General features: G+C 65.8%; 20 protein-coding genes. 2 read left to right on the top strand and 18 right to left on the bottom strand.

Annotated features, from left to right (window positions below):
- Positions 1-7 precede the first annotated feature (7 nt).
- From VQ044_RS11910 to VQ044_RS11895, 4 genes are all read right to left on the bottom strand, one after another.
- Positions 8-1,288 carry an RNA polymerase subunit sigma-70 gene (locus VQ044_RS11910; RefSeq protein ID WP_327647483.1) on the bottom strand — a complete coding sequence of 427 codons (1,281 nt, stop codon included), beginning with the start codon at positions 1,286-1,288 and terminating at the stop codon, positions 8-10.
- On the bottom strand, positions 1,285-2,820 hold the full coding sequence (locus VQ044_RS11905) for a tripartite tricarboxylate transporter permease (RefSeq protein WP_327647481.1): 1,536 nt from the start codon (positions 2,818-2,820) through the stop codon (positions 1,285-1,287). Before VQ044_RS11905 ends, VQ044_RS11910 begins: the two co-directional genes overlap by 4 nt.
- Entirely contained in the window at positions 2,820-3,314 is a 495-nt protein-coding gene (locus VQ044_RS11900) for a tripartite tricarboxylate transporter TctB family protein (protein WP_327625008.1), read from the bottom strand. Before VQ044_RS11900 ends, VQ044_RS11905 begins: the two co-directional genes overlap by 1 nt.
- A gap of 87 nt (positions 3,315-3,401) precedes the next feature.
- Positions 3,402-4,409, bottom strand: coding sequence for a tripartite tricarboxylate transporter substrate-binding protein (locus VQ044_RS11895; RefSeq protein WP_327647478.1), 1,008 nt, complete (start codon positions 4,407-4,409; stop codon positions 3,402-3,404).
- Positions 4,410-4,535: 126 nt separating this feature from the next.
- On the opposite strand from VQ044_RS11895, the gene VQ044_RS11890 reads away from it, so the two are divergent.
- Positions 4,536-5,279, top strand: coding sequence for a FadR/GntR family transcriptional regulator (locus VQ044_RS11890; RefSeq protein WP_327647477.1), 744 nt, complete (start codon positions 4,536-4,538; stop codon positions 5,277-5,279).
- Between the two features lie 28 nt (positions 5,280-5,307).
- Here VQ044_RS11890 and VQ044_RS11885 read toward each other — a convergent pair whose 3' ends face one another.
- The 8 genes from VQ044_RS11885 to VQ044_RS11850 form a co-directional block, all read right to left on the bottom strand.
- Complete coding sequence (locus VQ044_RS11885; RefSeq protein WP_327647507.1) at positions 5,308-6,489, bottom strand: pyridoxal phosphate-dependent aminotransferase; 1,182 nt, start codon at positions 6,487-6,489, stop codon at positions 5,308-5,310.
- A 149-nt stretch (positions 6,490-6,638) separates the two neighbouring features.
- Positions 6,639-7,784 carry an iron-containing alcohol dehydrogenase gene (locus VQ044_RS11880; RefSeq protein WP_327647475.1) on the bottom strand — a complete coding sequence of 382 codons (1,146 nt, stop codon included), beginning with the start codon at positions 7,782-7,784 and terminating at the stop codon, positions 6,639-6,641.
- 3 nt (positions 7,785-7,787) lie between these two features.
- Positions 7,788-9,170, bottom strand: a complete 1,383-nt coding sequence (locus VQ044_RS11875; RefSeq protein ID WP_327647474.1) for an aldehyde dehydrogenase family protein — start codon at positions 9,168-9,170, stop codon at positions 7,788-7,790.
- Between the two features lie 9 nt (positions 9,171-9,179).
- Positions 9,180-10,550: a glutamine synthetase family protein gene (locus VQ044_RS11870; RefSeq protein ID WP_327647473.1), complete on the bottom strand. Its 1,371-nt coding sequence runs from the start codon at positions 10,548-10,550 to the stop codon at positions 9,180-9,182.
- An 84-nt stretch (positions 10,551-10,634) separates the two neighbouring features.
- On the bottom strand, positions 10,635-11,687 hold the full coding sequence (locus VQ044_RS11865; RefSeq protein WP_327625014.1) for a TRAP transporter substrate-binding protein: 1,053 nt from the start codon (positions 11,685-11,687) through the stop codon (positions 10,635-10,637).
- Positions 11,688-11,767: 80 nt separating this feature from the next.
- A complete protein-coding gene (locus VQ044_RS11860; RefSeq protein ID WP_327625015.1) occupies positions 11,768-13,099 on the bottom strand; it encodes a TRAP transporter large permease in 1,332 nt (443 codons plus the stop codon).
- On the bottom strand, positions 13,096-13,686 hold the full coding sequence (locus tag VQ044_RS11855; protein WP_327625016.1) for a TRAP transporter small permease subunit: 591 nt from the start codon (positions 13,684-13,686) through the stop codon (positions 13,096-13,098). Before VQ044_RS11855 ends, VQ044_RS11860 begins: the two co-directional genes overlap by 4 nt.
- On the bottom strand, positions 13,683-14,489 hold the full coding sequence (locus VQ044_RS11850) for an N-formylglutamate amidohydrolase (RefSeq protein WP_327647471.1): 807 nt from the start codon (positions 14,487-14,489) through the stop codon (positions 13,683-13,685). The genes VQ044_RS11855 and VQ044_RS11850 overlap by 4 nt, the downstream gene beginning before the upstream one ends.
- A gap of 134 nt (positions 14,490-14,623) precedes the next feature.
- Here VQ044_RS11850 and VQ044_RS11845 point away from each other — a divergent pair, with 134 nt between their 5' ends.
- A complete protein-coding gene (locus VQ044_RS11845) occupies positions 14,624-15,499 on the top strand; it encodes a MurR/RpiR family transcriptional regulator (RefSeq protein ID WP_327647469.1) in 876 nt (291 codons plus the stop codon).
- 52 nt (positions 15,500-15,551) lie between these two features.
- Here the strand turns inward: VQ044_RS11845 and VQ044_RS11840 are convergent, their stop codons facing one another.
- The 6 genes from VQ044_RS11840 to VQ044_RS11815 form a co-directional block, all read right to left on the bottom strand.
- Positions 15,552-16,376 carry an XdhC family protein gene (locus tag VQ044_RS11840; RefSeq protein ID WP_327647468.1) on the bottom strand — a complete coding sequence of 275 codons (825 nt, stop codon included), beginning with the start codon at positions 16,374-16,376 and terminating at the stop codon, positions 15,552-15,554.
- A gap of 13 nt (positions 16,377-16,389) precedes the next feature.
- The gene (locus VQ044_RS11835; protein WP_327647467.1) at positions 16,390-17,601 is read right to left on the bottom strand and encodes a vWA domain-containing protein; all 1,212 of its coding nucleotides are present in this window, start codon (positions 17,599-17,601) and stop codon (positions 16,390-16,392) included.
- Positions 17,598-18,482 carry an AAA family ATPase gene (locus VQ044_RS11830; RefSeq protein WP_327647465.1) on the bottom strand — a complete coding sequence of 295 codons (885 nt, stop codon included), beginning with the start codon at positions 18,480-18,482 and terminating at the stop codon, positions 17,598-17,600. Before VQ044_RS11830 ends, VQ044_RS11835 begins: the two co-directional genes overlap by 4 nt.
- Positions 18,483-18,569: 87 nt before the next feature.
- Positions 18,570-20,990: an aerobic carbon-monoxide dehydrogenase large subunit gene (locus VQ044_RS11825; protein ID WP_327647463.1), complete on the bottom strand. Its 2,421-nt coding sequence runs from the start codon at positions 20,988-20,990 to the stop codon at positions 18,570-18,572.
- Entirely contained in the window at positions 20,987-21,487 is a 501-nt protein-coding gene (locus VQ044_RS11820) for a (2Fe-2S)-binding protein (RefSeq protein WP_327647461.1), read from the bottom strand. The genes VQ044_RS11825 and VQ044_RS11820 overlap by 4 nt, the downstream gene beginning before the upstream one ends.
- Before the next feature lie 10 nt (positions 21,488-21,497).
- Positions 21,498-22,361 carry an FAD binding domain-containing protein gene (locus VQ044_RS11815; protein ID WP_327647460.1) on the bottom strand — a complete coding sequence of 288 codons (864 nt, stop codon included), beginning with the start codon at positions 22,359-22,361 and terminating at the stop codon, positions 21,498-21,500.
- Positions 22,362-22,385 lie beyond the last annotated feature (24 nt).

The following is a 22,385-nucleotide window of genomic DNA, read 5'->3' as shown; positions in this document are numbered from 1 at the left end:
AAGACCCTCACGCGCCCTCGAATTCCAGAATATGCAGGCCGCGATTGCGATCGAGCAGATAGATGATGCCGTCCTCGCCGACGGCCACGTCGTTCGACTGGGGGCTCGGCTCGCCGCCGAGCGGTTCGGGGATGAAGAAGCCGACCTCCTCCGGCAAGGTGGGGTCCTTGGCGTCGATGATCCGCAGGCCGCCGGAAAACCAGGTGGCGTAGATCAGGGTCGTATCGAGCCGCTCGTGGAACTGATGCGCGCCGAACCGGCCGGGCGCGCCGCTGTAGGGTGAGGCGTGCTCGCCCAGACTGAAGATCGACAGCGGCTTGAGATCGCTCAGGTCGCTCGCGTCGAAGAGCCAGAGGAACCCATGCAGCCGGCCGTGCAAATGGTCATGCTCCTCGTCGATCGCCGCGGCGATGCGCCGGCCGCCGATCGGGTTCTCGAACGGCATGACGGTGTGGGTCGGCTCCGGAATCGCCGGATGGTAGTCATAGGCACCGATGGTTCTGAGATCAGTGATGTCGGTCGCGTCGATCACCCGGATCCCGGCGTTCCAGACCGCCGCCCACAGCTCGTCGCCGCAACGCATGGCGTGGTGGAGGCGGTTCTTCAGGCCGTGCCAATGTGGCGTCTCGCCGCCGGCTACGTGCTGGCCTGGCAGCGCCCAGCGCGCGACCTCGCGCGGCCGGGCGGGCTCGGCAAGGTCGTAGACGACCAGGATATTGCCGACATAGCCCTCCATCTCGGTCGAGATGTAGGCGTAACGTGCGTCGGCATCGAAACGGTGGACGCCGACGCCATGGGTGCGCTCATAGGCGAGGAGGGACGGCTTGGTCCGGTCGGAGATATCCCAGATCTTGAAGCCGCCCTCGTCGTAGCTCTCGTTCGCGGCCTTGCGCAGCCGCGGCATGTCGCCGGGCGCGACGCCGACCCGCGCCGCCACCTCCGCCTCGCCCGGGTCACGGCCGAGTTCGTCGCGCAGCGCGATTTCCGCAGCGGCGATGCCCTTGGCGCGGCGTTTGAAGTGGCGGTCGTTCTGCTCGACATTGGTGATCATCAGATCGCCGACGACGCGCAACTTGTGGGTGTGCGAGGCGTCGGTCTCCAGCCGGATGTCCGCCACGACCTTCGGATTTCTGCGGTCCGAGACGTCGACGATCGAGGTGCCGTAGGGCGGTTTCATGTGCCCGATGAAGACATGATCGCCGTCGACCACGACCTGGCCACCACCGGGAATGTCGAGCATCGCGATCTGACGCACCCGGTGCGAAAGCGGCTGATCCGCGGGGCTCATCGACCGGCTCCCGCCGATGGTCCCGCCGCCCTGGCCCGCCGATCGCGCCACCGCCCGGTGACGACCGGCAGCAGCAGGCTCAGGAGCAGCAGCACCCAGAGGATGTTGCCGATCGTGGAGGAGAACATCACCATCGGGTCGTTTCCGGAAATCCGCATGGCCAGGATGAAGGAGCGCTCGATCAGCGGGCCGAGGATCACCCCGATCAAAATGGCCGCGACGTGATAGCCGGTCTTGCGCGCCACATAGCCGATGATGCCGAAGGCGAAGGCGATGCCCATATCGAACAGGAATCCACGCGGGACGAAGGCGCCGACCAGCGTGAACGCGACGATCATCGGTGCGAGATACATGGTCGAGACGACGGTGATCCGCGACATGTAGCGAACCATCGGGACGATGGTGAGGAACATGAAGACGTAGGACACCGCCATCGCCGTGATGACGCCATAGGCCAGTTCCGGGGCCTCCACGAAGAGCCGCGGGCCGAACGGAAAGCCGTGAAACTGCAGCACGACCATCATCACCGCCGCCGTGCTGCCGCCCGGCACGCCGATGGCGAGCAGCGGCACCAGCGTTCCGGTGGTCACGCCATTATTGGCGGCCTCGGGCGCCGCGACGCCGTCAGAAAAGCCGGTGCCAAACCGTTCCGGCGTTTTGGAGAACAGCCGGGCCTGCTGGTAGGCGACGAAGGCCGCGATCGAGGCGCCGGCGCCCGGCAGCACGCCAATCACCAGCCCGAGCAGGCTGGTCCAGGTGATCAACCACCATTTGCGGAAGGCCTGCAGGGTCTCGCTCAGGCTGTTCGCCCAGGTTGTGGCCGGCACGGCGACCGTCCCCTTGGTATCGACGAGCCATTTCTGCTCAAGCATGACAAGAGCTTCGGAGATGGCGAACAGGCCGATCAGGGCGGGCACCAGCGGCACGCCGTCGAAGAGCTCCAGAAAGCCGAAGGTGCCGCGCGGTGTCGCGTAGATGTGGTCGGCGCCCATCGCCCCGAGCATCAATCCGAAAGCACCGGCGATCAGGCCCTTCAACATGTCCTGAGCGGCGATGGAAGCGATCAGCGCAAGGCCGAACAGCATGATCACGACCATCTCGACGCTGTGGACGTAGTAACCGACGCGCGATAGCGCCGGCAGCGCGAACAGCGTCACGATCGAACTGATCAGTCCGCCCATCACCGACGCCACGAAACAGACGGCGAGCGCCTTGCTGGCCAGACCATTCTTGGTCATCTGGTAGCCGTCGAGCGTCGTCGCAGCGGCACCGCCGGTGCCGGGGATGTTGAGCAGGATCGCCGGAATCCCGCCGCCGAAATGCGAGGCGCTGTAGAGCGCCACCATGAACACCAGCGCCACTTCCACATCGAGGGCGAGCGTCAGCGGCAACAGGATGATGATCGTGTTGTGGGCGGCAAAACCGGGGATCGCCCCCATGACGATGCCGATCAGCACGGCAGGGATGATCACCCACCAGAGGCTGAAGGAATGCAGGAACAGGCCCGTGATAAAGGCGGCGTCGAATTCCATCAGAAGATGGCTCCCATGAGCTGCTCGAACGGACCCTTGGGGAATCGGGTATTCAAGAGAACGATGAAGAAGAACCAACCGCCGAGGGCGGCAAGGCCGGCCGTCAGCAAGGCGCGCCCGACCGGGCGCGCGCCGGCGACGTGAAACGAGAGCGCCAGAAAGGCGAAGGTCGTGAGGGTGAAGCCGAGATAGGGAACCGCGAAAATATACGCGACGATCAGCGCGACGAAGATCGCCCGACTGGCGCGCGAAGCCGGCGCCCCGAAGAAGTCGCCGAAACCCATCGAATAACGGCCGCGGCGAAGGCCGATCGCGACTCGCGCCATGTAGATCAGGACGAGCAGCAGCATCAGCCCGGCGAGGATCATGCCGCTCATCTGCGCCTGCCAGGGAAAGCTCCGGACGGACAGCACGTAATAGATGGCGTAGGCGCCCGCGGCGATGGGGATGATGAGATCAGCCCCGACTGGTTTCCTGGTTTCGCGATCCAACATCGGCGAGATCCTGCTTGCGACCGGATGGGATAGGGGGCGGCTGCACAGCCGCCCCCGTCAGGCAAAGTCTTCTTGCCCGAGGTGGGATTACTTGCCCGTCAAAAGGTCGCGGTAGCGCTCGGCCAGTTCGCGGGTGGCCGCAGCTTCAGCCATCGCCGTTTCCTGGTCGCCCGGCGTGATGAACTCGGGCGGAACGCCGGCCGCCTTCACCGCCTCGACATAGGCAGGATCCGCCATGGTCTGGTCGATGGTGGACTTCAGCAATTCGACCCGCTCGGGATATTGCTCGAGTGCCGCGGCGTGGACCGCCCAGGCGCGCGAACTGAACAGTTCCGGCAACTCGGTTCCAAGCGCCCCGTTCACGGTCGGGGCGTTTCCGGACGCCTCGGGAACGGTGTTCTTATTCGCGAAAATGCCGAGAATGCGGGCCTGCTCGCCGAGCGCGATCGGGTTGGCCAGCGGCAGGGCGGAGGCGTCGACCTCGCCGGTGATCGCCGCCATCGCCGTCGGATTGCCGCCGCCGAACGGGATCAGGTTGAACTGGGCCCCGGTCGCCTCGCCGAGCGCCAGCATGCCGATCGAGGCCGGATGCGGCAGGCGGCTGACCGAAATGCTCACTGGCCGCTTCTTGCCTTCTTCGACAAGCTGCTCGAGCGATTCAAACGGTGAATCCGCGCCAACCCAAACCGCCATTGGTTCGGTGCTGGTACGCCGGATGTAGACCAAATCCTTGCCGATATCGATGCCGACATTCTGCAGCGTCAGCATGATGACCTCGGGACCGAGGTTCGAGAACAGCAAATTGTAGGCGTTCGGCTCTTTCTGCATGAAGAATTCATAGCCGACCTGCCCCGCGGCGCCGGGGTAGTAGCCGAATTCGAAGTTGGTTTTCAGATATGTGTTCCAGACCTGGACGAAAGCGCGGGAATCGCGATCAGCGCCGCCACCTTCTCCGGTCGGGATGGTGATTTCCATGTTGCCGGCGGGATAATCCTGGGCGAAGGCCGAGCGGCCGAGACCGAGCGACAGCGCCGCGGCACCGGCCGCCGTGCCGGCAAGAAACTTGCGGCGAGACGGATGTGTGGTGAATTTCATCGTGTAACCTCCCTGGTAAACGCGGTAAGCCGCATCGTTCTCGTTTCTATCCGAGGCCTTATTGGTTGACCTTTACGGCATTCTGGTATATTCTTGGTTTGATATTGTCAACCAATGAAAGACGCAATGCAAGGTTTCGATTCCAAGCGAGGCTCCGCCGATCTGGCGCTGGACGAACTCCGGCGGCTTTTGCGCGACGACGGCCTGGCTCCCGGCGTCAGGCTGCCGACGGAGCGCGCGCTCGCCGATCGGCTGGGGATCAATCGGGCGACCTTGCGCAAGGCCTTGGCGCGCCTTGAGATGGAGGGAGCGATCGTCCGACATGTCGGACGCGGCACCTTCGTCAGCGCGCCGCCCGAGGCTTCGAAGGCACCCGCCGAAAACGCCTCGCCGATCGAGCTCATGGAGGCCCGTCTGGTCCTGGAGCCCGCCATCGCGCGCGAAGCGGCCTTGCGGGCGCGCAAGGAGGATCTGGAACGGCTGGAGCTGTGCCTCGTTCGCTCTGAATCCGCCGACGGATTCGAGGCCTTCGAGGAATGGGACATCGCCTTTCACCGGGCTTTGGCCGACGCGACCCAGAACGCGGTCTTCACGATGGTGATGGAGATGATGCGGACCATGCGCAGCACGGCGGAATGGGACAGGCTGAAGCGGGCGTCGTTCAACCCGGACCTGCGGGACCGCTATCGCATCGAGCACCGGGCCATTCTTCGCGCCCTTGAGGCGCGCGATCAGGCCGCCGCGGTCATGGCGACGGTCCAGCATATGCAGACCGTCTACGCCGCGATTTCCGGCAAGCAATGGCCCCCCATCGACCACCCCGCGATGCCGCGACGCCGCATACGGGAAGACATGGCGGACCGCGTCTAGCGCGGCTGGCGAATAGGCCCGGAGGCGATCAGGTCCCGGCGTTGGAGCGAAGAAACCCATCCATCCGCACCAGCGCCTTGCGGATGTTCTCCTCCGAATTGGCGTAGGACAGCCGGACATAGCCCTCGCCGAGAATACCGAAATCGGGACCGCCGATCAGCGCGACTCCGGTCTCCTCGAGCAGCGCGGACGCCAGCTTCTTGGCCTTCCAGTCGGTCCCGGAAATATTCGGGAAGGCATAGAACGCGCCCTTCGGCGTCGCGCAGGTCACGCCCGGCAGGGCGTTCAGCCCGTCGACGACGACACGGCGGCGGCGGTCGAAGGCAGCCATCATCGCCGCGACATCGTCCTGCGGCCCGTCGATCGCCGCAATTCCGGCGAACTGGCTCGGCGCGTTGACGCAGGACCAGCAATTGACCGCCAGCTTGCGGATCTTGTCGTAGAGCTGGTCGGGCCAGATCGACCAGCCCATGCGCCAGCCGGTCATCGCCCAGGTCTTCGACCAGCCGTTCAGCACGATCAGCCGGTCGCGGAGTTCCGGGAACGTCAAAAGCGAGCAATGTTCCTCGCCGTCATAGGTCATGACGTCGTAGATCTCGTCCGACAGGATCGCCACGTCCGGATGATCGGCGAGGCCCTTGACCAGCTTCTCGATCTCGGTGCGCGGGGTGACGCCGCCGGTCGGATTGGCCGGGGAATTCAGGATCAGGAGCCGCGTCCGGTCAGTGATCAGCGACAGGGTTTCGTCGGCGGAGAAGGCAAAGCCATTCTCCTCGCGCACCGGCACCGGCACCGGCGTCGCGCCGGTGTATTCGATCATCGAGCGATAGATCGGAAATCCCGGATCGGGGTAGAGGATCTCGGCGCCCGGCTCGCCGAACATGACGATGGCCGCATACATGGTCGGCTTGCCGCCCGGCAGGATCACGATGCTCTCCGGCGACACCTCGACGCCGGTCGTCGTCAGCGTTCGCCGCGCCACCGCCTCGCGTGTCGCCAGCAGCCCGGTTGCCGGCGTATAGCCGTGGTGGCCGTCGCGCAGCGCCTTGATTGCCGCTTCGACGATATGGTCCGGGGTGCGAAAATCCGGCTGGCCGATGCCGAGATTGATGATGTCCTTGCCCGTGGCGCTGAGCGCGGTGGCGCGCGCGAGCACGGCGAAGGCGTTCTCTTCGCCAATGCGATCGAAGCCTGAAATCGTGTGAAGCATCATCGTCTCTCGGAAAGCGTGGGCACAAGACCGCGGCTCTCGACACGCATCCACGCGCCGGGATTTCGCGGCCACTGCCTAAGCCATGCCGGCCTCGAAGTCGAGTTGCGTCGCTTGGGCGCGGCGGGGCCCGGCGCCCCCGCATCGTCTCACAGACAGGCGCGGATCAGGTCGCGGGTGTTCTCGGCCGTCATCGTGACCGGATTGCCGCCGGTGCTGGGATCGCGCAGCGCCATCTCGGTTAGACGATCGATGTCGGGATCGACGACGCCCAACGCCGTCAAGTTGGCGGGGATGCCAAGCTCACCGGTGAGTTCGCCGACGAAGGCGTCGAACCCCTCGAAGCCGCCGGCGATGTCGAGATAGGCCGCCGCCCGTTCGATCCGCGCTTCGATCGCCTCGCGATTGAAGGCCAGCACCGGCCGCATGACGACGGCGTTGGTGGTGCCGTGATGGGTGTGATGGAGGGCGCCGATCGGATGCGAGATCGCATGGATGGCGCCGAGCCCCTTCTGGAAGGCGGTCGCGCCCATCGCGGCAGCGGCCATCACCTGGGCGCGGGCCTCGATGTCCGAGCCATCGCGAAAGGCGCGCGGCAGATACGCCTTGACCAGCCGCAGGCCCTCCAGGGCGATGCCCTGGCTCATCGGATGGAAATGCGGCGAGCAATAGGCCTCCAGGCAATGGGCGAAGGCATCCATGCCGGTACCGGCGGTTATCGCCGGCGGCATCCCGATGGTGAGCTCGGGATCGCAGATGACGACCTGGGGCATCAGCTTCGGATGGAAGATGATCTTCTTGGTTTCAGTCGCCGCGTCAGTCAGGACTCCCGCGCGGCCGACCTCCGATCCAGTTCCCGCGGTCGTCGGCACCGCGACGATCGGGGCGATCGCGTCGGCATTCGCCCGCGTCCACCAGTCGCCGATGTCCTCCAGGTCCCAGACCGGGATCGACTGCCCGGCCATCAGCGCGACGAGCTTGCCGAGATCGAGACCCGAGCCGCCGCCGAAGGCGATGACACCGTCATGGCCGCCGTCGCGATAGGCCTTCACCCCGGCGTCGAGATTGGCGCCGTTCGGGTTCGGGTCGACATCGGCGAACATCGCCCGTCCCAGCCCCGCCTCCTGCATCAGGTCGAGCGCGCGGGCGGTGACCGGCAGCTTGGCCAGGCCCCTGTCGGTGATCAGCAGCGGGCGCGCGATGCCGGCGGCCGCGCAGGCGTCGGCGAGTTCCGCGATGCGTCCGGCGCCGAAACGGATGGCGGTGGGATACGACCAATTGCCCCAGAGCTTCATGGGTCAGGCTTTCTTCAGATGATAGGATTTCGGGCGGGTCACGCTGCGATAGCCGAGCGTCGACAGCGCCGCGCCACGGCCGGTGTCCTTGCAGCCGGTCCAGCAGAGCGCCGGGTCGAGATAGTCGCAGCGGTTCATGTAGATCGTCCCGGTCTCGATCTGACGGCCGATCCGCTCCGCCGCGTCAGCGTCCCGCGTCCACAGCGAGGCGGTCAGTCCGAAGGGCGAATCGTTCATCAAAGAGATCGCCTCCGCGTCCGACGATACCCGCATGATGCCGACGACGGGGCCGAAGCTCTCGTCGCGCATGACGCGCATGGAATGGTCGACATCGATCAGGATCTGCGGGGCGAGATAGGCGGTGTCGCCCGTGTCGGCCGGAAACAGCGCCGGATCGATCAGCGCCCTAGCGCCGGCATCGATCGCTTCCTTGACCTGGGCCCGGACCTCGCGTGCGAAGCGGATGTTGGCCATCGGCCCGAGCGTCGTTTCCGGGTCGAGCGGATCGCCGAGACGATAGGCTTCGACGATCTTGACCGCCTTCTCGACGAAGGCGTCGAAGAGCGCGTCCGCGACGTAGATCCGCTCGATCCCGCAGCAGCATTGGCCGGAGTTGAACATCGCGCCGTCGATCAGCGTCTCCACCGCCGCGTCGAGATCGGCGTCGGCGCGGACATAACCCGGATCCTTGCCGCCGAGCTCCAGTCCGACGCCGGTGAAGGTGCCCGCCGCGGCGCGCTCGATCGCCCGCCCGCCGCCGACCGACCCGGTGAAATTGACGAAGTCGAAGGCGCGGGCGCCGAGAAGCTCGGCGGCCGTCTCATGGGTGACGTGGATCGCCTGGAACAGCCCGTCCGGCAGGCCGGCGGCGCGGAACGCGGCGGCGAAGCGTTCGCCGGCGAGGATCGTCTGCGTCGAATGTTTCAGCACCACCGCGTTGCCGGCGGCCAGCGCCGGCACGATCGTGTTGACGGCGGTCAGATACGGGTAGTTCCAAGGCGCGACGACCAGTACGAGGCCGAGGGGTTCATAGGCGATGAAGCGGCGAAAGGCGTCGGAATCCTCGATCACCGTCGGCTCCAGCGCGTCCTTCGCCAGCGCGGTCATGTGGAAGGCACGCTCCTTCACGCCGCCGATCTCGCCGCCGTAGCGCACCGGCCGGCCCATCATCCGGGCGAGTTCGGGAACGATCTCGTCGTTCATCGCCTCCAGCGCCGCAATCGCCCGGTCGACGATCGCGACACGCTCGGCAAGCGGTCGAACCGCCCAATCCTTCTGCGCCGCCCGCGCGGCCGCAAGGCGTGGCGCCAGCGCCGCCGCGTCCTCGGTGTCCCGACGGACCAAGACGCTGCCGTCGATCGGAGAGATACAGGTCAATTCGCTCATCACAACCTCTCAGGAGCGCTCGAAGCCGCGCCGGACTTCCCAGTCGGTCACATGGGAATCATATTCGCGCTGCTCCCACCGGGCGGCATGCACATAATGGGCGACGACGTCGTCGCCCAGGGCCTGTCTCAGCATCGCGGATTGGTCGAACGCCTCGCTCGCGGTGCGAAGGGTGGACGGGACGTGCCGCATTCCCTCCCGCGCGCCATAGGCATCACCCTCGAAGGCCGGCTCCAGCGCCAGCTTTTCCTCGATCCCGGCGAGCCCGGCGGCGATCTGTCCGGCAAAAGCCAGATAGGGATTGAGATCCGAGCCGCCGACCCGGCACTCGACCCTGACGCCCTTGGTGCCGGCGCCGCACAGGCGATAGCCTGCGGTGCGGTTATCGAGGCTCCACACGGCCATGGTCGGCGCGAAGGTGCCGGCGACGAAGCGCTTGTAGGAATTGACATTCGGCGCGAGCAGCAGCGTGACGTCGTCGGCGTATTTCAGCAGTCCGGCCAGATAGTGCCGCATCAGCTCCGACATGCCGTGCTCGGCCTCGGCGTCGTAAAAGGCGGGCTCGCCGTCTAGGGTCTGTAGCGACTGATGGACATGGCTGGACGAGCCGGCGGAGGCGTCGTTCCACTTCGCCATGAAGGTCGCCGCGCGGCCCTTGGCCCAGGCGATCTCCTTGACGCCGTTCTTGACGATCACATGGTTGTCGGCGGCGGTCAGCGCGTGATCGTATTTGACGTTGATCTCTTCCTGGCCCGCCGAGGCCTCGCCCTTCGAGCATTCGACCGGGATGCCGGCGCCGTAGAGCCCGTTGCGGACGGCGCGCATCACCTCCTCTTCCTTGGTCGTCTGGAGGATGTGATAGTCCTCGTTATAGGCGCTGACGAGGGAAAGATCGCGGTAGCCGGCCCGCTCGGCGGCCGCGAAACTGTCCTCGAACAGGAAGAATTCGAGCTCCGAGGCCATCGTCGGCCGCAGCCCGATCGCCTCCAGCCGCGCGATCTGGCGCTTCAGAACGGCGCGGGGCGAATGGGCGACCGGCCCGTCGGCGTCATGATCCTCCACGTCGCAGAGGACCAGCGCCGTTGCTTCCAGCCAGGGCACCCGGCGCAGCGTCGACAGGTCCGGCCGCATGACGTAGTCGCCATATCCCGCCGCCCAGCTCGTTGCCTCGTATCCCTCCACCGTGTTCATCTCCATGTCGGTGGCGAGGAGATAGTTGCAGCCATGGGTCTCTTCCCAGGCGCTCTCGACGAAGAACGCGGCGTGGAAACGCTTGCCCATCAGCCGCCCCTGCATGTCCACCTGGACCACCAGGACGGTGTCGATCTCGCCGCTCTGAACGGCCTGTTTCAGTTCGTCGAAGGTCAGTTTGCCGGGCATCGGTGAGACACGTCGCAGCTGGAGTGAGGGAGCCGCGGCGCCGATCGTGGCGCCGCGGCTGGGTGAGGTTCGATCAGCTCAATTCTAGCTGTAGCGGTAAGGCTTGCCGGCTTTCGCCATCACGTCGTTGTACTCGCGGAAGATCTTCACCACACGCGCCGTGCGCTCGCTGGTCGCGGCGATCTCGTCCCAGAACTTGAACGCCTCGGCTTCCACCGTCGCCCATTCCTCTTCCGGGATCGTGGTCAGCTTCAGTTTGTCGCCGTTGACACGCAGCTTGGCTTCGCCGCCCCAATACCATTGCTGGCGGAAGTAGTGGGAGGAATCCATCGCCAGCTTCAACAGCATCTTCAGGTGCTCCGGCAGCTCGTCATACTTCTCCTGGTTGGCGAAGAACGAGCCGCACCAGGCGCCGGAGATGTTGTTGGTGAGGAAATATTCGGTCACGTCGGCCCAGCCGACGGTGTAGTCCTCGGTGATGCCGGACCAGGCGATGCCGTCGAGCTCACCGGTCTGCAGCGCCACCTCGACGTCCTCCCAGGGCAGTGTCACCGGCACGATGCCGAAGCGGGTAAGGAAGCGGCCGGCCGTCGGGAAGGTGAAGATCCGCTTGCCCTTCAGATCCGCGAGGCTGTTGATCGGTTCCTTGGTGGCGAAGTTACAGGGATCCCAAGAGCCGGCGGAGAGCCATTTGACGCCCTCGACCTCGCCATAGGCCTCTTCCCAGATCTCTTTCAGCCCGTACTGCTCGAACAGCACCGGCACGTCGAGGCTGTAGCGGGTGCCGAAGGGAAAATAGCCGCCGAACACCGAGATATCGACCGGCGCGGCGATCGAATCATCGTCCGACTGGACCATGTCGATGGTGCCGCGCTGCATGGCACGGAACAGTTCGCCCGTCGGCACAAGCTGATCGGCGAAGAACAGCTCGATCTCCATCTGGCCATTGGCCGCCTTGTTGAAGTCGTCGACCATGCCCTTGACGACGAATTCGGCGAGCGCAGGGCCGGCATAGGTCTGCAACCGCCAGCGGATCGGCGCGCTTTGGGCATGAACGGCCGGGGCGGCGAGGGTCGAGGCACCGGCCGCCGCCGTGACAACGCCCGCCTTTTTGAGGAAATCGCGTCTGTTCGTCATGTCGTCGCTTCCTTCTGTTGCGGCCCGGTCAGGCCGGTTGCACGGGCTTTGCCGCCCGCTTGTTTTGCCGACCAGCTTGGTCAGCGACCATTGGAATAGGCGTATTCCGGCAGCCACAGCGCGATCTGCGGAAAGGCGGTGACGATGCCGAGGCCGACGATCATGATGCCGACGAACGGCCAGACCGAACGGTAGATGTCGGACAGCGTGATTTCGGGCGGCGCCATCGCCCGCATCAGGAAGAGATTGTAGCCGAAGGGCGGCGTCATATAGGCGATCTGGCAGGTGATCGTGTAGAGGACGCCGTACCAGACGAGGTCGAAACCGAGGGCGCCGACAAGCGGAATGTAGAGCGGCGCGACGATGACCAGCATGGCCGTGTCGTCGAGGAACATGCCAAGCAGGATGTAGGAAATCTGCATCATGATGAGGATCTGCCAGGGCCCAAGCCCCAGATCCTCGGTGAAGAAGCTGTCCAGCGCTCGCGACGCGCCGACGCCGTCGAAGATGCTGCCGAAGGCGAGCGCCGCCATGATGATCCAGAAGAACATGCAGGAGATGAGGAGCGTCTTTCGCACCGTCTCGTGCAGCACATGGAGGGTCAACCGACGCTTGACCAGGGCCGCGATCATCGCCGCCACCGCGCCGACGGCGGAGCTTTCCACCAGGCTGGTGACGCCCATGACGAAAAGGCCGGTCATGGCGAAGAAGATGAACAGCGGCAGGATGCCGGCCTTGAGCAGACCGATCTTTTCCGCGCGGGTGATGCCCTCCCGCTCTTCCAGCGGCAGGGCGGGACCCAGCTCCGGGTTCACCCGGCAGCGGAGGTAGATATAGACGACGAACATCGCCGCGATCATCAGCCCCGGAAACACGCCGGCGAGCCAGAGCTGGCCGACCGGCTGGCGCGCGATCATGCCGTAAAGGACGAGGACAACGCTCGGCGGCACCAGGATGCCCAGGGACGATCCCGCCTGGATCACCCCCGTCACCATGACCTTGTCGTAGCCGCGCCGCAACAGTTCGGGCAGCGCGATCGTCGCGCCGATCGCCATGCCGGCGACGGAGAGCCCGTTCATGGCCGAGATCATCACCATCAGCCCAATCGTCCCAATGGCAAGGCCGCCGGCCGTGCCGCCCATCCAGACGTGGAACATGTGGTAGAGATCGTCGGCGATGCCGCTCTCCGACAGCATGTAGCCCATGAAGATGAACAGCGGCAGCGTGAGCAGCGGATACCATTTCATCAGCTTCATCACGGCCGAGAAACCCATCTCCGAGCCGCCGTCGCCATAGAGAAACAGCGCGGTCACGACCGCGACGCCGCCGATGACGCCGAAGACGCGCTGGCCGGTCAGCAGCATCACCATCATGCTGGCGAACATGAGGATGGCGATCATCTCGTAGCTCACGAGGAGGCCCCCCGCTCGGCTTCGTCCGGTTCCCGGTCGCGCGGGTGGTCGACCTCGTCTTCCCGCGGCAGCCGCTCGACCCCGGGCAGCACGATTCCCCGTGCCTCGGCGACGTTGCGGATCAGCATGGCGATGGCTTGAAGCAGCATCAGCACGATGCCGCAGACCATGACGATCTTGATCGGCGCCATGTAGGGCCGCCAGGACGAATAGCTCCGCTCGCCATATTCCAGCGCATAGGCCGTGGATGAGAGGCCCCCGTAGAGGAGGATGCCGAGGTAGAAGATCAGGAGAAGGATCGTGACCGCGTCGGTCGCCGCCTGTGCGCGTGGGCTCCAGCGCCCGTAAGCCAGGTCCATGCGGACATGGGCGCCCATCTTGAGCGAGTATCCACCGCCGACCAGGAAATAGGCCACCATCGCGAACTGGGCCATCTCCAGCGTCCACAGCGATGGCAGGAAGAAGGTCTTGGTGATGGTCGAATAAAACAGGATGCCGATCATCCCGAAGATCGAATACATCGTGACGAGACCCACCCAACCGTTCACGCGGTCGATGAACCGGACATAGGCGGCCAGCCGCTTCATGCCGCCGCCCCTTTCGACGCGTCGGCCGGGAGTGAAGCGTGGGCGCGCGACACCCAGGCGGCCAGGCGGCTGGCAATCTCGACCACGTCCGCGGGCGTGGCGATCAGGTCGTTGCGGATCTCGATCATCGCATTGGCCATCCCATGCGGAACCGCGTGGGTCACCAGCGTATGCATGACCCCGTCAGCCGGACCGTATGGCTCGTTGCGGCGCATGTCGAGCGAGCCATCGGCCGCCTCCAGGATGGCATCGGCGAGGCGCTGGTCGCTGTCGTGCAGGATGCCGATTTCCACGGACCGGCGCTCTCCGGCATAGACCGGGGTGAAGGAATGGATCGTCAAAAGGACGGGGTTGGCATGGGTGGCGCGATGCCGCGCGACGGCCTTTGCCAATGCGCTCTCGAACGGCCGATAGAAGCGTTCGACCCGGTCGGAGCGCGCCGCCGCGATCAGCCCAGTATTGCCGGGAATCTCGTGGACTTCACTGCGCGCGGGAATCGAATCCTCGGCCTCCGGCGGCCGGTTGCAGTCATAGACGAGCCGCGACACCTTTTGCGCGACGAGCGGTGCGTCGAACGTCTCCGACAGATGCCGTGCCACCGCCAATGCTCCCGGGTCCCAGGCGGCGTGGCTGGCTTTGGTCGCCGCACCGATGCCGAGATCGCCGAACTCGGCGGGAATCGCGTTCGAGGCATGTTCGCAGACCAGAAGAATGGTGCCGGCCCCGTCCGGATTGATCACCTCGACCGTTTGAGCGCGCGAGCCGGCGGACGGCTCCTTCGGTGTTGCACTCCCTTCGGACAAGGCGTTACCTCTCGACTGACTCTGAAACGATCATTACAGAGTTACCTACCATGTCAAGCGCGCCCAGCCGCGAAATTCGGCGACGGCGTGGCGCCATGTTACGAGGCCGGCGCGGATGAACGGGGAGCTTTTCCATGACGACGAGCGATGACCGGACGATCGCGGAGCTGATCCGCGCCGCGTTTCCCGCTCTGACCCGCGCCGAGCGGCAGCTGGCCGACGCCATCCTCGAGGACTATCCGATTTCGGGGCTCGGCAGCATCACCGCCCTATCGGAAAGCTCCGGCGTTTCGACGCCGACGGTGCTGCGCATGGCGCGCAAGCTCGGCTTCGACGGCTTCACGCATTTTCAGGCGAGCCTGCGCGGCGAACTGAAGATGATGATTTCCGATCCCGTCGCCAGGCGCGAGCACTGGACCGACGAGCTGCCGCACGCCCATATCCTCAACCGCTTCGCCGAGGCGGTATCCGACAATCTGCGCAAGACACTACAGCGGATGAACGTCGAAACCTTCGACGCCGCGACGGCCCTTCTGGCGGACCCCGATCGCGCGGTGTTCGTCGTCGGCGGCCGTGTCACCCGTTCGCTGGCCGACTATTTCTTCAGCCTGCTCCAGGTCATCCGCGACGGCGCGCATCTGTTGCCGCCCAACGCCAATATCTGGCCGCACAGCGTGTTGAGCATGAAGGAGGGCGACGTTCTCCTGATCTTCGACATCAGGCGCTATGAGCGCGAACTCCTGAGTCTCGCCAAGATGGCCCGCGCGCGCGGCGTGACCATCGTGTTGATGACCGACCAGTGGGGATCGCCGATCACCACCCACGCGGCGCACGGCTTTCATGCCCGGATCGAGGTACCGTCGGCCTGGGATTCGACCGTCGTCCTGACCTACATGGTGGAGGCCCTGCTGGCCGGCATCCAGGCGATCCACTGGGACACCGCGCGGCGGCGGATGAACGAGCTCGAAGGCCTGCTCGACGAAACCGCGATGTTCAAGAAGTTCACATGAGGGGCGAATAGATCAGGCCGCCGGCTCTGCGGCCACGCCGCCCTGCCGGCCCCTATCCCCCGCCCTCGCGTTGGCCACGGCGGCGGGCCTGAACGATCTCGGCGAGGATCGACAGGGCGATCTCCTCCGGCGTGATTGCGCCCAGATCGAGACCCGCCGGCGCCTTGACCCGAGCGAGCGCCGCCGGGTCGGCGCCTTCGGCGGCCAGCGTCTGGCGCAGCGCCGCCATCTTGCGCCGACTGCCGACGAAGGCGTGGGTGTCGGCCGCGATCCCCAGCGCGGCTGTCAGCGCCGCCTTGTCGCCCCGACCTTGCGTCGAGACGACGACGAAGCGCCGGGCTTCCTGAAGATTGTCGACCGCGAAGCTCTCGATGACGCGGTCGGCGGCGGGCGTGCCGGGCCGATCCTCCGCCGGGGCCGCGAGGGTGACGTGGAAGCCAAGCGGCCGCGCCTGGCTCGCCAGCGCCATCGCAACGGGACTGGCGCCGAGGATCACCAGCGAGGGCTGCGGCAGGACGGGCTCGATGAAGATGTCCATGGTGCCCTCGCTCGGGCACATGTTCTTGGCGAAGCGCACGCCCTCGCGGCTTTCGCCGGGGCTGACGCCGAGTTCGGCGAGGAGGTTTTCGGGCTGCACCGAGACCAGCCGCGCCACACCGTCGGCGAGCGCCTCGCGCGCCGCTTTCAACACCGCGCCGCGGGCGCAGCCGCCGCCGATCCAGCCAGCCGCGATGGTGCCGTCAGCACGGATCACCGCCTTGGCCCCGGCCTTGGCGGCGGTCACCGAAACGGTCCGCACGACGGTCGCCAGAACGAAGGCTTCCTCGGCCGCCTTCAGCCGGGATATCAGGTCGATCACGTCGACATGGGCGGTCATCGCAAGGGGTCCGTCACAGTTTCGCCAGATAGGGTTCGAGGTCGGCAAGGCTTTGCAGCGTATGCGCCGGGGCATAGAGGTCGACATGGGGCAGCGCCGCCTTGATGCCGGCGGCCTCCGGCGCGTAGCCCTCCCAGCCGATCATCGGGTTCAGCCAGACGATCCGGCGGCAGCGCCGGGAAAGCCGCGCCATCTCGCGGCCAAGCAGCGCCGCATCGCCGGTCTCGTAGCCGTCGGAAACGATCATGACGCAGGTCCGCGAATGGATCACCCGCGCCGCGTGCCAGCGGTTGAAGGTCTGAAGGCTCTCGCCGATCCGCGTGCCACCGCCGGCGCCTTGCGCCATCATCGACAGCCGGTCGAGCGCGCGGACGGGGTTCCTCTCCTTCATCGCGTCGGAGACATGGGCGAGCCTTGTATGGAACAGGAAGGCGTCGGCCTCGCGAAACTCGTCCAAAACGCCGTGGATGAAGCGAAGAAAGACGCCGGTGTAGAGGCTCATCGAGCCCGACGCGTCGAGCAGCATGACCAGCCGCAGCGGCTTCTCCTTGCGGCGGCGCTTCACCAGGGAAATCGGCACGCCGCCATGGCTGATATTGCGGTGGATGGTGCGGCGAAGGTCGAGCCGGTAGCCGCGGCGGCGGGCGAGATCGCGGCGGGTGAGCCGCGTGCGCATGGTCCGCGCCAGCCGCGCGGCGATGTCATGGGCCGCCGCGATCTGCGCCGGACCGGCGATCTTGCGAAAATCGGTTTCGCTAAGATTGTCGGCGCGCGACGCACCTTCCATGCGGCCGACGCCGTCGCGGTCCTCGCCGGGCTCGTCGCCGGCGGGCATCTGGTCCGGCGCCGTGTCGCCGCCGGAATGGGCGGCGTCGTTGCGCAGATTCTTGAGCGACGGGCTGTCGGCGGCCCGGGTCGAACCGGAGATCGCCGAGCGCGAGCGCACCCGCTTGCCGAGCCAGAAGGCGTCGAACAGGCCGTCGAACACCTCCCAGTCGGCCTTGCGCGCCGCGAACAGATGCTTGAAGGCCGCACGCAGCAGACCCGGCCGGTCGCCATAGCCGGACGCCAGCAGCATCGCCGCGTCCTGGCCCTCGCTGAGGCCGACGGCAAACGCATTGTCGCGCAAGGTGCGCAGGAACGCCGCGAGCTTGTCGGCGACAAGCGCCGACAACGCCTCGGGCTCCCCCGGCACCAGGGCCGGCGCGGGGCCGGCGGCGCTCACGCCACCTTCCCCAGCAGGCGCTCCGTCACTTCCCGCGACAGCCGCGCCTTGTCCTCTTGGGTCTTCAACAGGCACATCAGCGTTTCATGCACCGTCTCCGGCCGGTCGGCGAGATCGCGCACGTCGAGGCCGACCAGCGCGGCCGCCCAGTCCAGCGTCTCGGCGACACCCGGAACCTTGCGCAGATCCTCCTTGCGGATGCTCTCGACCATCTGTGCGATCTGCAGCGACAACGAGGCGCCGGCGCCCTGAACCCGCGCCATGATGATGCGGGCCTCGCGATCGACGTCGGGGTAGTCGACGTAATGATAAAGGCAGCGTCGGCGCAGCGCGTCCGACAGCTCGCGCGTGCCGTTCGATGTCAGCACGACATGCGGGATCGAGACGGCGGTGATGGTGCCGAGCTCGGGGATCGAGACCTGGAAGTCCGACAGGAGCTCAAGCAGGAACGCCTCGAACTCCTCGTCGGCGCGATCGACCTCGTCGATCAACAGGACCGGCGGCTTTTCCCGGCGGATCGCGGCGAGCAGCGGTCGCTCCAGGAGATATTTTTCCGAGAAGATCTGGTCCTCGATCGCGCCCGCCTTGCCGCCTGCTTCAACCTGGTGCGCTTGGATCGTCAGCAATTGCCGCTGGTAGTTCCATTCGTAGAGCGCCGCCGACTGGTCGAGGCCCTCGTAGCATTGCAGCCGGATCAGCTCGGCCGAATGCACGGCCGCCAGCGCCTTGGCGACCTCGGTCTTGCCGACGCCGGCCTCGCCTTCGAGAAGCAGCGGGCGCTTCAGAAGGTCCATCAGCGAGATCGCCACCGCCAGTTCGCCGTCGGCGATGTAGCCCGCCCCGGCGAGGCGCTCGGCGATCTGGTCGCGGGACAGACTCATGGCCGGTGCTCCGGTCTCCCCCGCGGCGCCGGCCGCGCGCCGATCGTGACGCGCGACGCCGCCATGCTTTGCCCTCTCACGACAGGCTCAACCGAGCGCGCCGAGGTCTTTCGCCGCCTTCCAGTTGCGCCAGAAATCATGCGGCATCTGGATATGCGTCGAGCCCAGAAACGAAAAGGCGTCGTTGACGGCGTTGGAGAAGGCCGGCACGCCGCCGACATTCGGGCTTTCGCCCACACCCTTGGCGCCGATCGGGTGATGCGGCGAGGGCGTGACCGTGAAATCGGTCTCCCAATGCGGGGTCTCGACGGCGGTCGGCATGAAGAAATCCATGAACGAGCCGGTGATGACGTTGCCCGTTTCGTCGTAACGGATTTCCTGACCCATCGCGATGGCGAAGGCTTCGGTCAGACCGCCATGGACCTGCCCCTCGATGATCATCGGATTGATCCGCGTGCCGCAATCGTCCAGCGCATAGAAGCGGCGGATCTTGTAGACGCCGGTGTCGACGTCGATCTCCATCACGCAGATATAGGCGCCGAAGGGATAGGTCATGTTGGGCGGATCGTAATAGCTGACCGCCTCCAGCCCCGGCTCCATGCCCGGCGGCACCGAATTATAGGCCGCCCAGCAGATGTCCTTCATTGACATGGTCTTTTCCGGCAGCCCCTTCACCCGGAAACCATCGATGTCCCATTCCAGATCGCCTTCATGGACCTCGAGCTTGTAGGCCGCGATCATCTGCGCCTTGGCCTTGATCTTGCGCGCCGCCATGGCGATCGCCGCGCCGGCCACCGGGGTCGAGCGCGAGCCGTAGGTGCCGAGACCATAAGGCGCGGTGTCGGTGTTGCCCTCCTCGACCATGATGTCGTCGGCCGGAATGCCGATTTCCGTCGCGATGATCTGCGCCCAGGTGGTCTCGTGGCCCTGGCCCTGGCTCTTCGAGCCGACGCGGGCGATGCCGGCGCCGGTCGGGTGCATCCGGATCTCGCAGCTGTCGAACATGGCGATGCCGAGGATGTCGCAGTTCTTCGACGGGCCGGCGCCGACGATCTCGGTGAAGAAGGAAACGCCGAGGCCCATGATCTCGCGCGTCTCGCCGCGCTTGAAGGCCTCGCGCTTTTCCGCCTGCTCCTTGCGCATGCCGGCGTAGTCGACCGCCTCCATCATCTTCTTCATGGCGGTGTGGTAGTCGCCGGAATCATATTCCCAGCCGAGCGCCGAATGGTAGGGAAACTGCTCCGGCTTGATGAAGTTCTTCAGCCGCAGTTCGGCCGGGTCCATGCCGAGCTTCTGCGCCAGAATGTCCATCCCGCGCTCGATGCAATAGGCGGCTTCCGTCACCCGGAACGAACAGCGATAAGCGACGCCCCCTGGCGCCTTGTTGGTGTAGATGCCGTCGACCGCCACATGCGCCGTCGGGAAATCATAGGACCCGGTGACGATGTTGAAGAAGCCGGCCGGCCATTTGGACGGATCGGCGCAGGCGTCGAAGGCGCCGTGATCGGCGAGGACATGGACGCGAAGCCCGGTGACCTTGCCCTCCTTGGTCGCGGCGATCTCCGTGGTCATGTGGTAGTCGCGGGCAAACGACGTCGTGGTCAGGTTCTCGATGCGATCCTCGACCCATTTCACCGGCTTGCCGGTGACGATCGTGGCGACGGCGGCGCAGATATAGCCCGGATAGGCGCCGACCTTGTTGCCGAAACCGCCGCCGATATCCGGCGCGATCACATGGATCTTGTGCTCGGGAATCTTGGCGATCAGCGCCACCACCGTGCGGATGACGTGCGGCGCCTGGAAGGTGCCCCAGATCGACAGCTCGCCGGTGATCTTGTCGAAGGAGCAAACGCACTGGCAGGTTTCCAGCGGCGAGGGATGGGTGCGGTGATAGGAGAGCATCTCCTTGATCGTCACGTCGGCGTTGGCAAAGGCGGCGTCGGTCAGCTCCCGGTCGCCGACAGTCCACTCGAAGACGTGGTTGTGATGCTTGCGCGGCCCGTGCGCGCCCTCGGTCTTGCCGGCCAGATCCTCGCGCAGCACCGGGGCGTCCGGCGCCATCGCCGTGAATGGATCGATGACGACGTCGAGTTGCTCGTATTCGACCTCGACGGCGTTGATGCCGTCGTCCGCCGCATAGCGGTCGGTGGCGACGACGAAGGCCACTTCCTGGTTCTGGTAGAGCACCTTGCCGTCGGCCAGCACCATCTGCACGTCGCCGGCGAGTGTCGGCATCCAGGCGAGATTGACGCCCTTGAGATCCTCGGCGGTCAGCACGGCCAACACGCCCGGCACCTTCAGCGCCGCCTCCGTGTTGATCGAAACGACCCGCGCATGCGGATAGGGCGAGCGCACGAAATCGCCGTGCAGCATGCCCGGCAGCTTCAGGTCGTCGACATAATTGCCCCTGCCCTGGGTGAAGCGCACGTCCTCGACGCGCTTGCGCTTGCAGCCCATGCCTTCGAGCTTGGCTTCGCGTTGTTCCCGCGTCGGTGCCATGTCGTTCATTCCGCGGCCTCCTGAAATTCGGTGCCGTTGATCTTGGCGCTCGCGTATTGGATTGCCTTGACGATGTTCTGGTAGCCAGTGCAGCGGCAAAGATTGCCGGCGATGCCGAAGCGGATTTCCTCCTCGCTCGGCGTCGGGTTCTCCTGCAGCAGACGTTGGGCGCGCAGGATCATGCCCGGCGTACAGAACCCGCATTGCAGACCGTGCATCTGCCTAAAGCCCTCCTGCAAGGCCGACAGCGTACCGTCGGCATTGGCCACGCCCTCGATCGTGGTGATCGCGGCGCCTTCCGCCTGGACCGCGAACATAGTGCAGCTCTTCACCGACATGCTGTCGATATCGATGGTGCAGGCGCCGCAATGGGTGGTCTCGCAACCGATATGCGTGCCGGTGAGCTGTAAATTCTCGCGGATGAAATGGACGAGCAGCATGCGCGGCTCGACGAGGCCTTCGACCGCTTCGCCGTTCACCGTCATCGTGATGTGAGTCTTCGCCATGGTTTCCCCCTCAGCCGGCGCGGCCGGCGGCGCGGGTCAGCGCGCGCGCGACCATGATGCCGCCGACATGTTTGCGGTATTCGACCGGACCGCGCGTATCGGCGGCGGGCGACATGATCGCCTCGGCGGCGGCGGCAGCCTTTTTCAGCGTCGCGTCATCGAGGTTGGTGCCGATGACGATCCCGGCCGCCTCGTCGGCGAGCAATGGCGTGTCCGACAAATTGGTCAGTCCGATCGCGCAGGTCGCCACCGTGCCGCCGTCCATCGTCAGCATGACGGCGGCGGCCGCCGTCGCGTAGTCGCCGACCTTGCGCTTCAGCTTCTCATAGGCGTAGCCGTGGCCGTCCGCCGGCGCCGGAATGGCGATCGCCGTCACGATTTCGCCCGGCTCCAGCGCGGTCACATAGGCGCCCTGATAAAATTCCGCCGCCGCAACCTCGCGGGTGCCACTCGGCCCTTCGATCCGGTAGCGCGCGCCCAGCGTCATCATCAGCGCCGGCATGTCGTTGCCCGGATCGCCATTCGCCACATTGCCGCCGATCGTGCCGCGATAGCGCACCTGCGGGTCGGCGATCAAAAGCGCCGTCTCGCGAAGGATCGGCAGCGATGCGGCGATGGTGTCGTTGGCGAGCAGTTCGTGCTGGGTCGTCATCGCGCCGATCACCACCGTGTCGCCCTCGCGGCGAATGCCCTTCAAGGCGCCGATGCCGTGCAGGTCGACGAGGTGCTCGGGCGCGGCGAGCCGCAGCTTCATCATCGGGATCAGGCTGTGGCCGCCGGCAAGAAGGTTCGCGTCCTCGCCCAGTGAGGCCATCAGCTTGACCGCTTCGGCAACGGTCGCTGGCCGGTGATAGTCGAACTGACCCGTTATCATCGTTCCCCCCTTGTCCTTTTTCGC

Source organism: Aurantimonas sp. C2-5-R2, from assembly GCF_036549495.1.
Classification (GTDB): Bacteria; Pseudomonadota; Alphaproteobacteria; order Rhizobiales; family Rhizobiaceae; genus Aurantimonas; species Aurantimonas coralicida_A.
The sequence above is the reverse complement of the archived record's forward strand: the minus strand, read 5'-3'. Positions and strand labels throughout refer to the sequence as shown.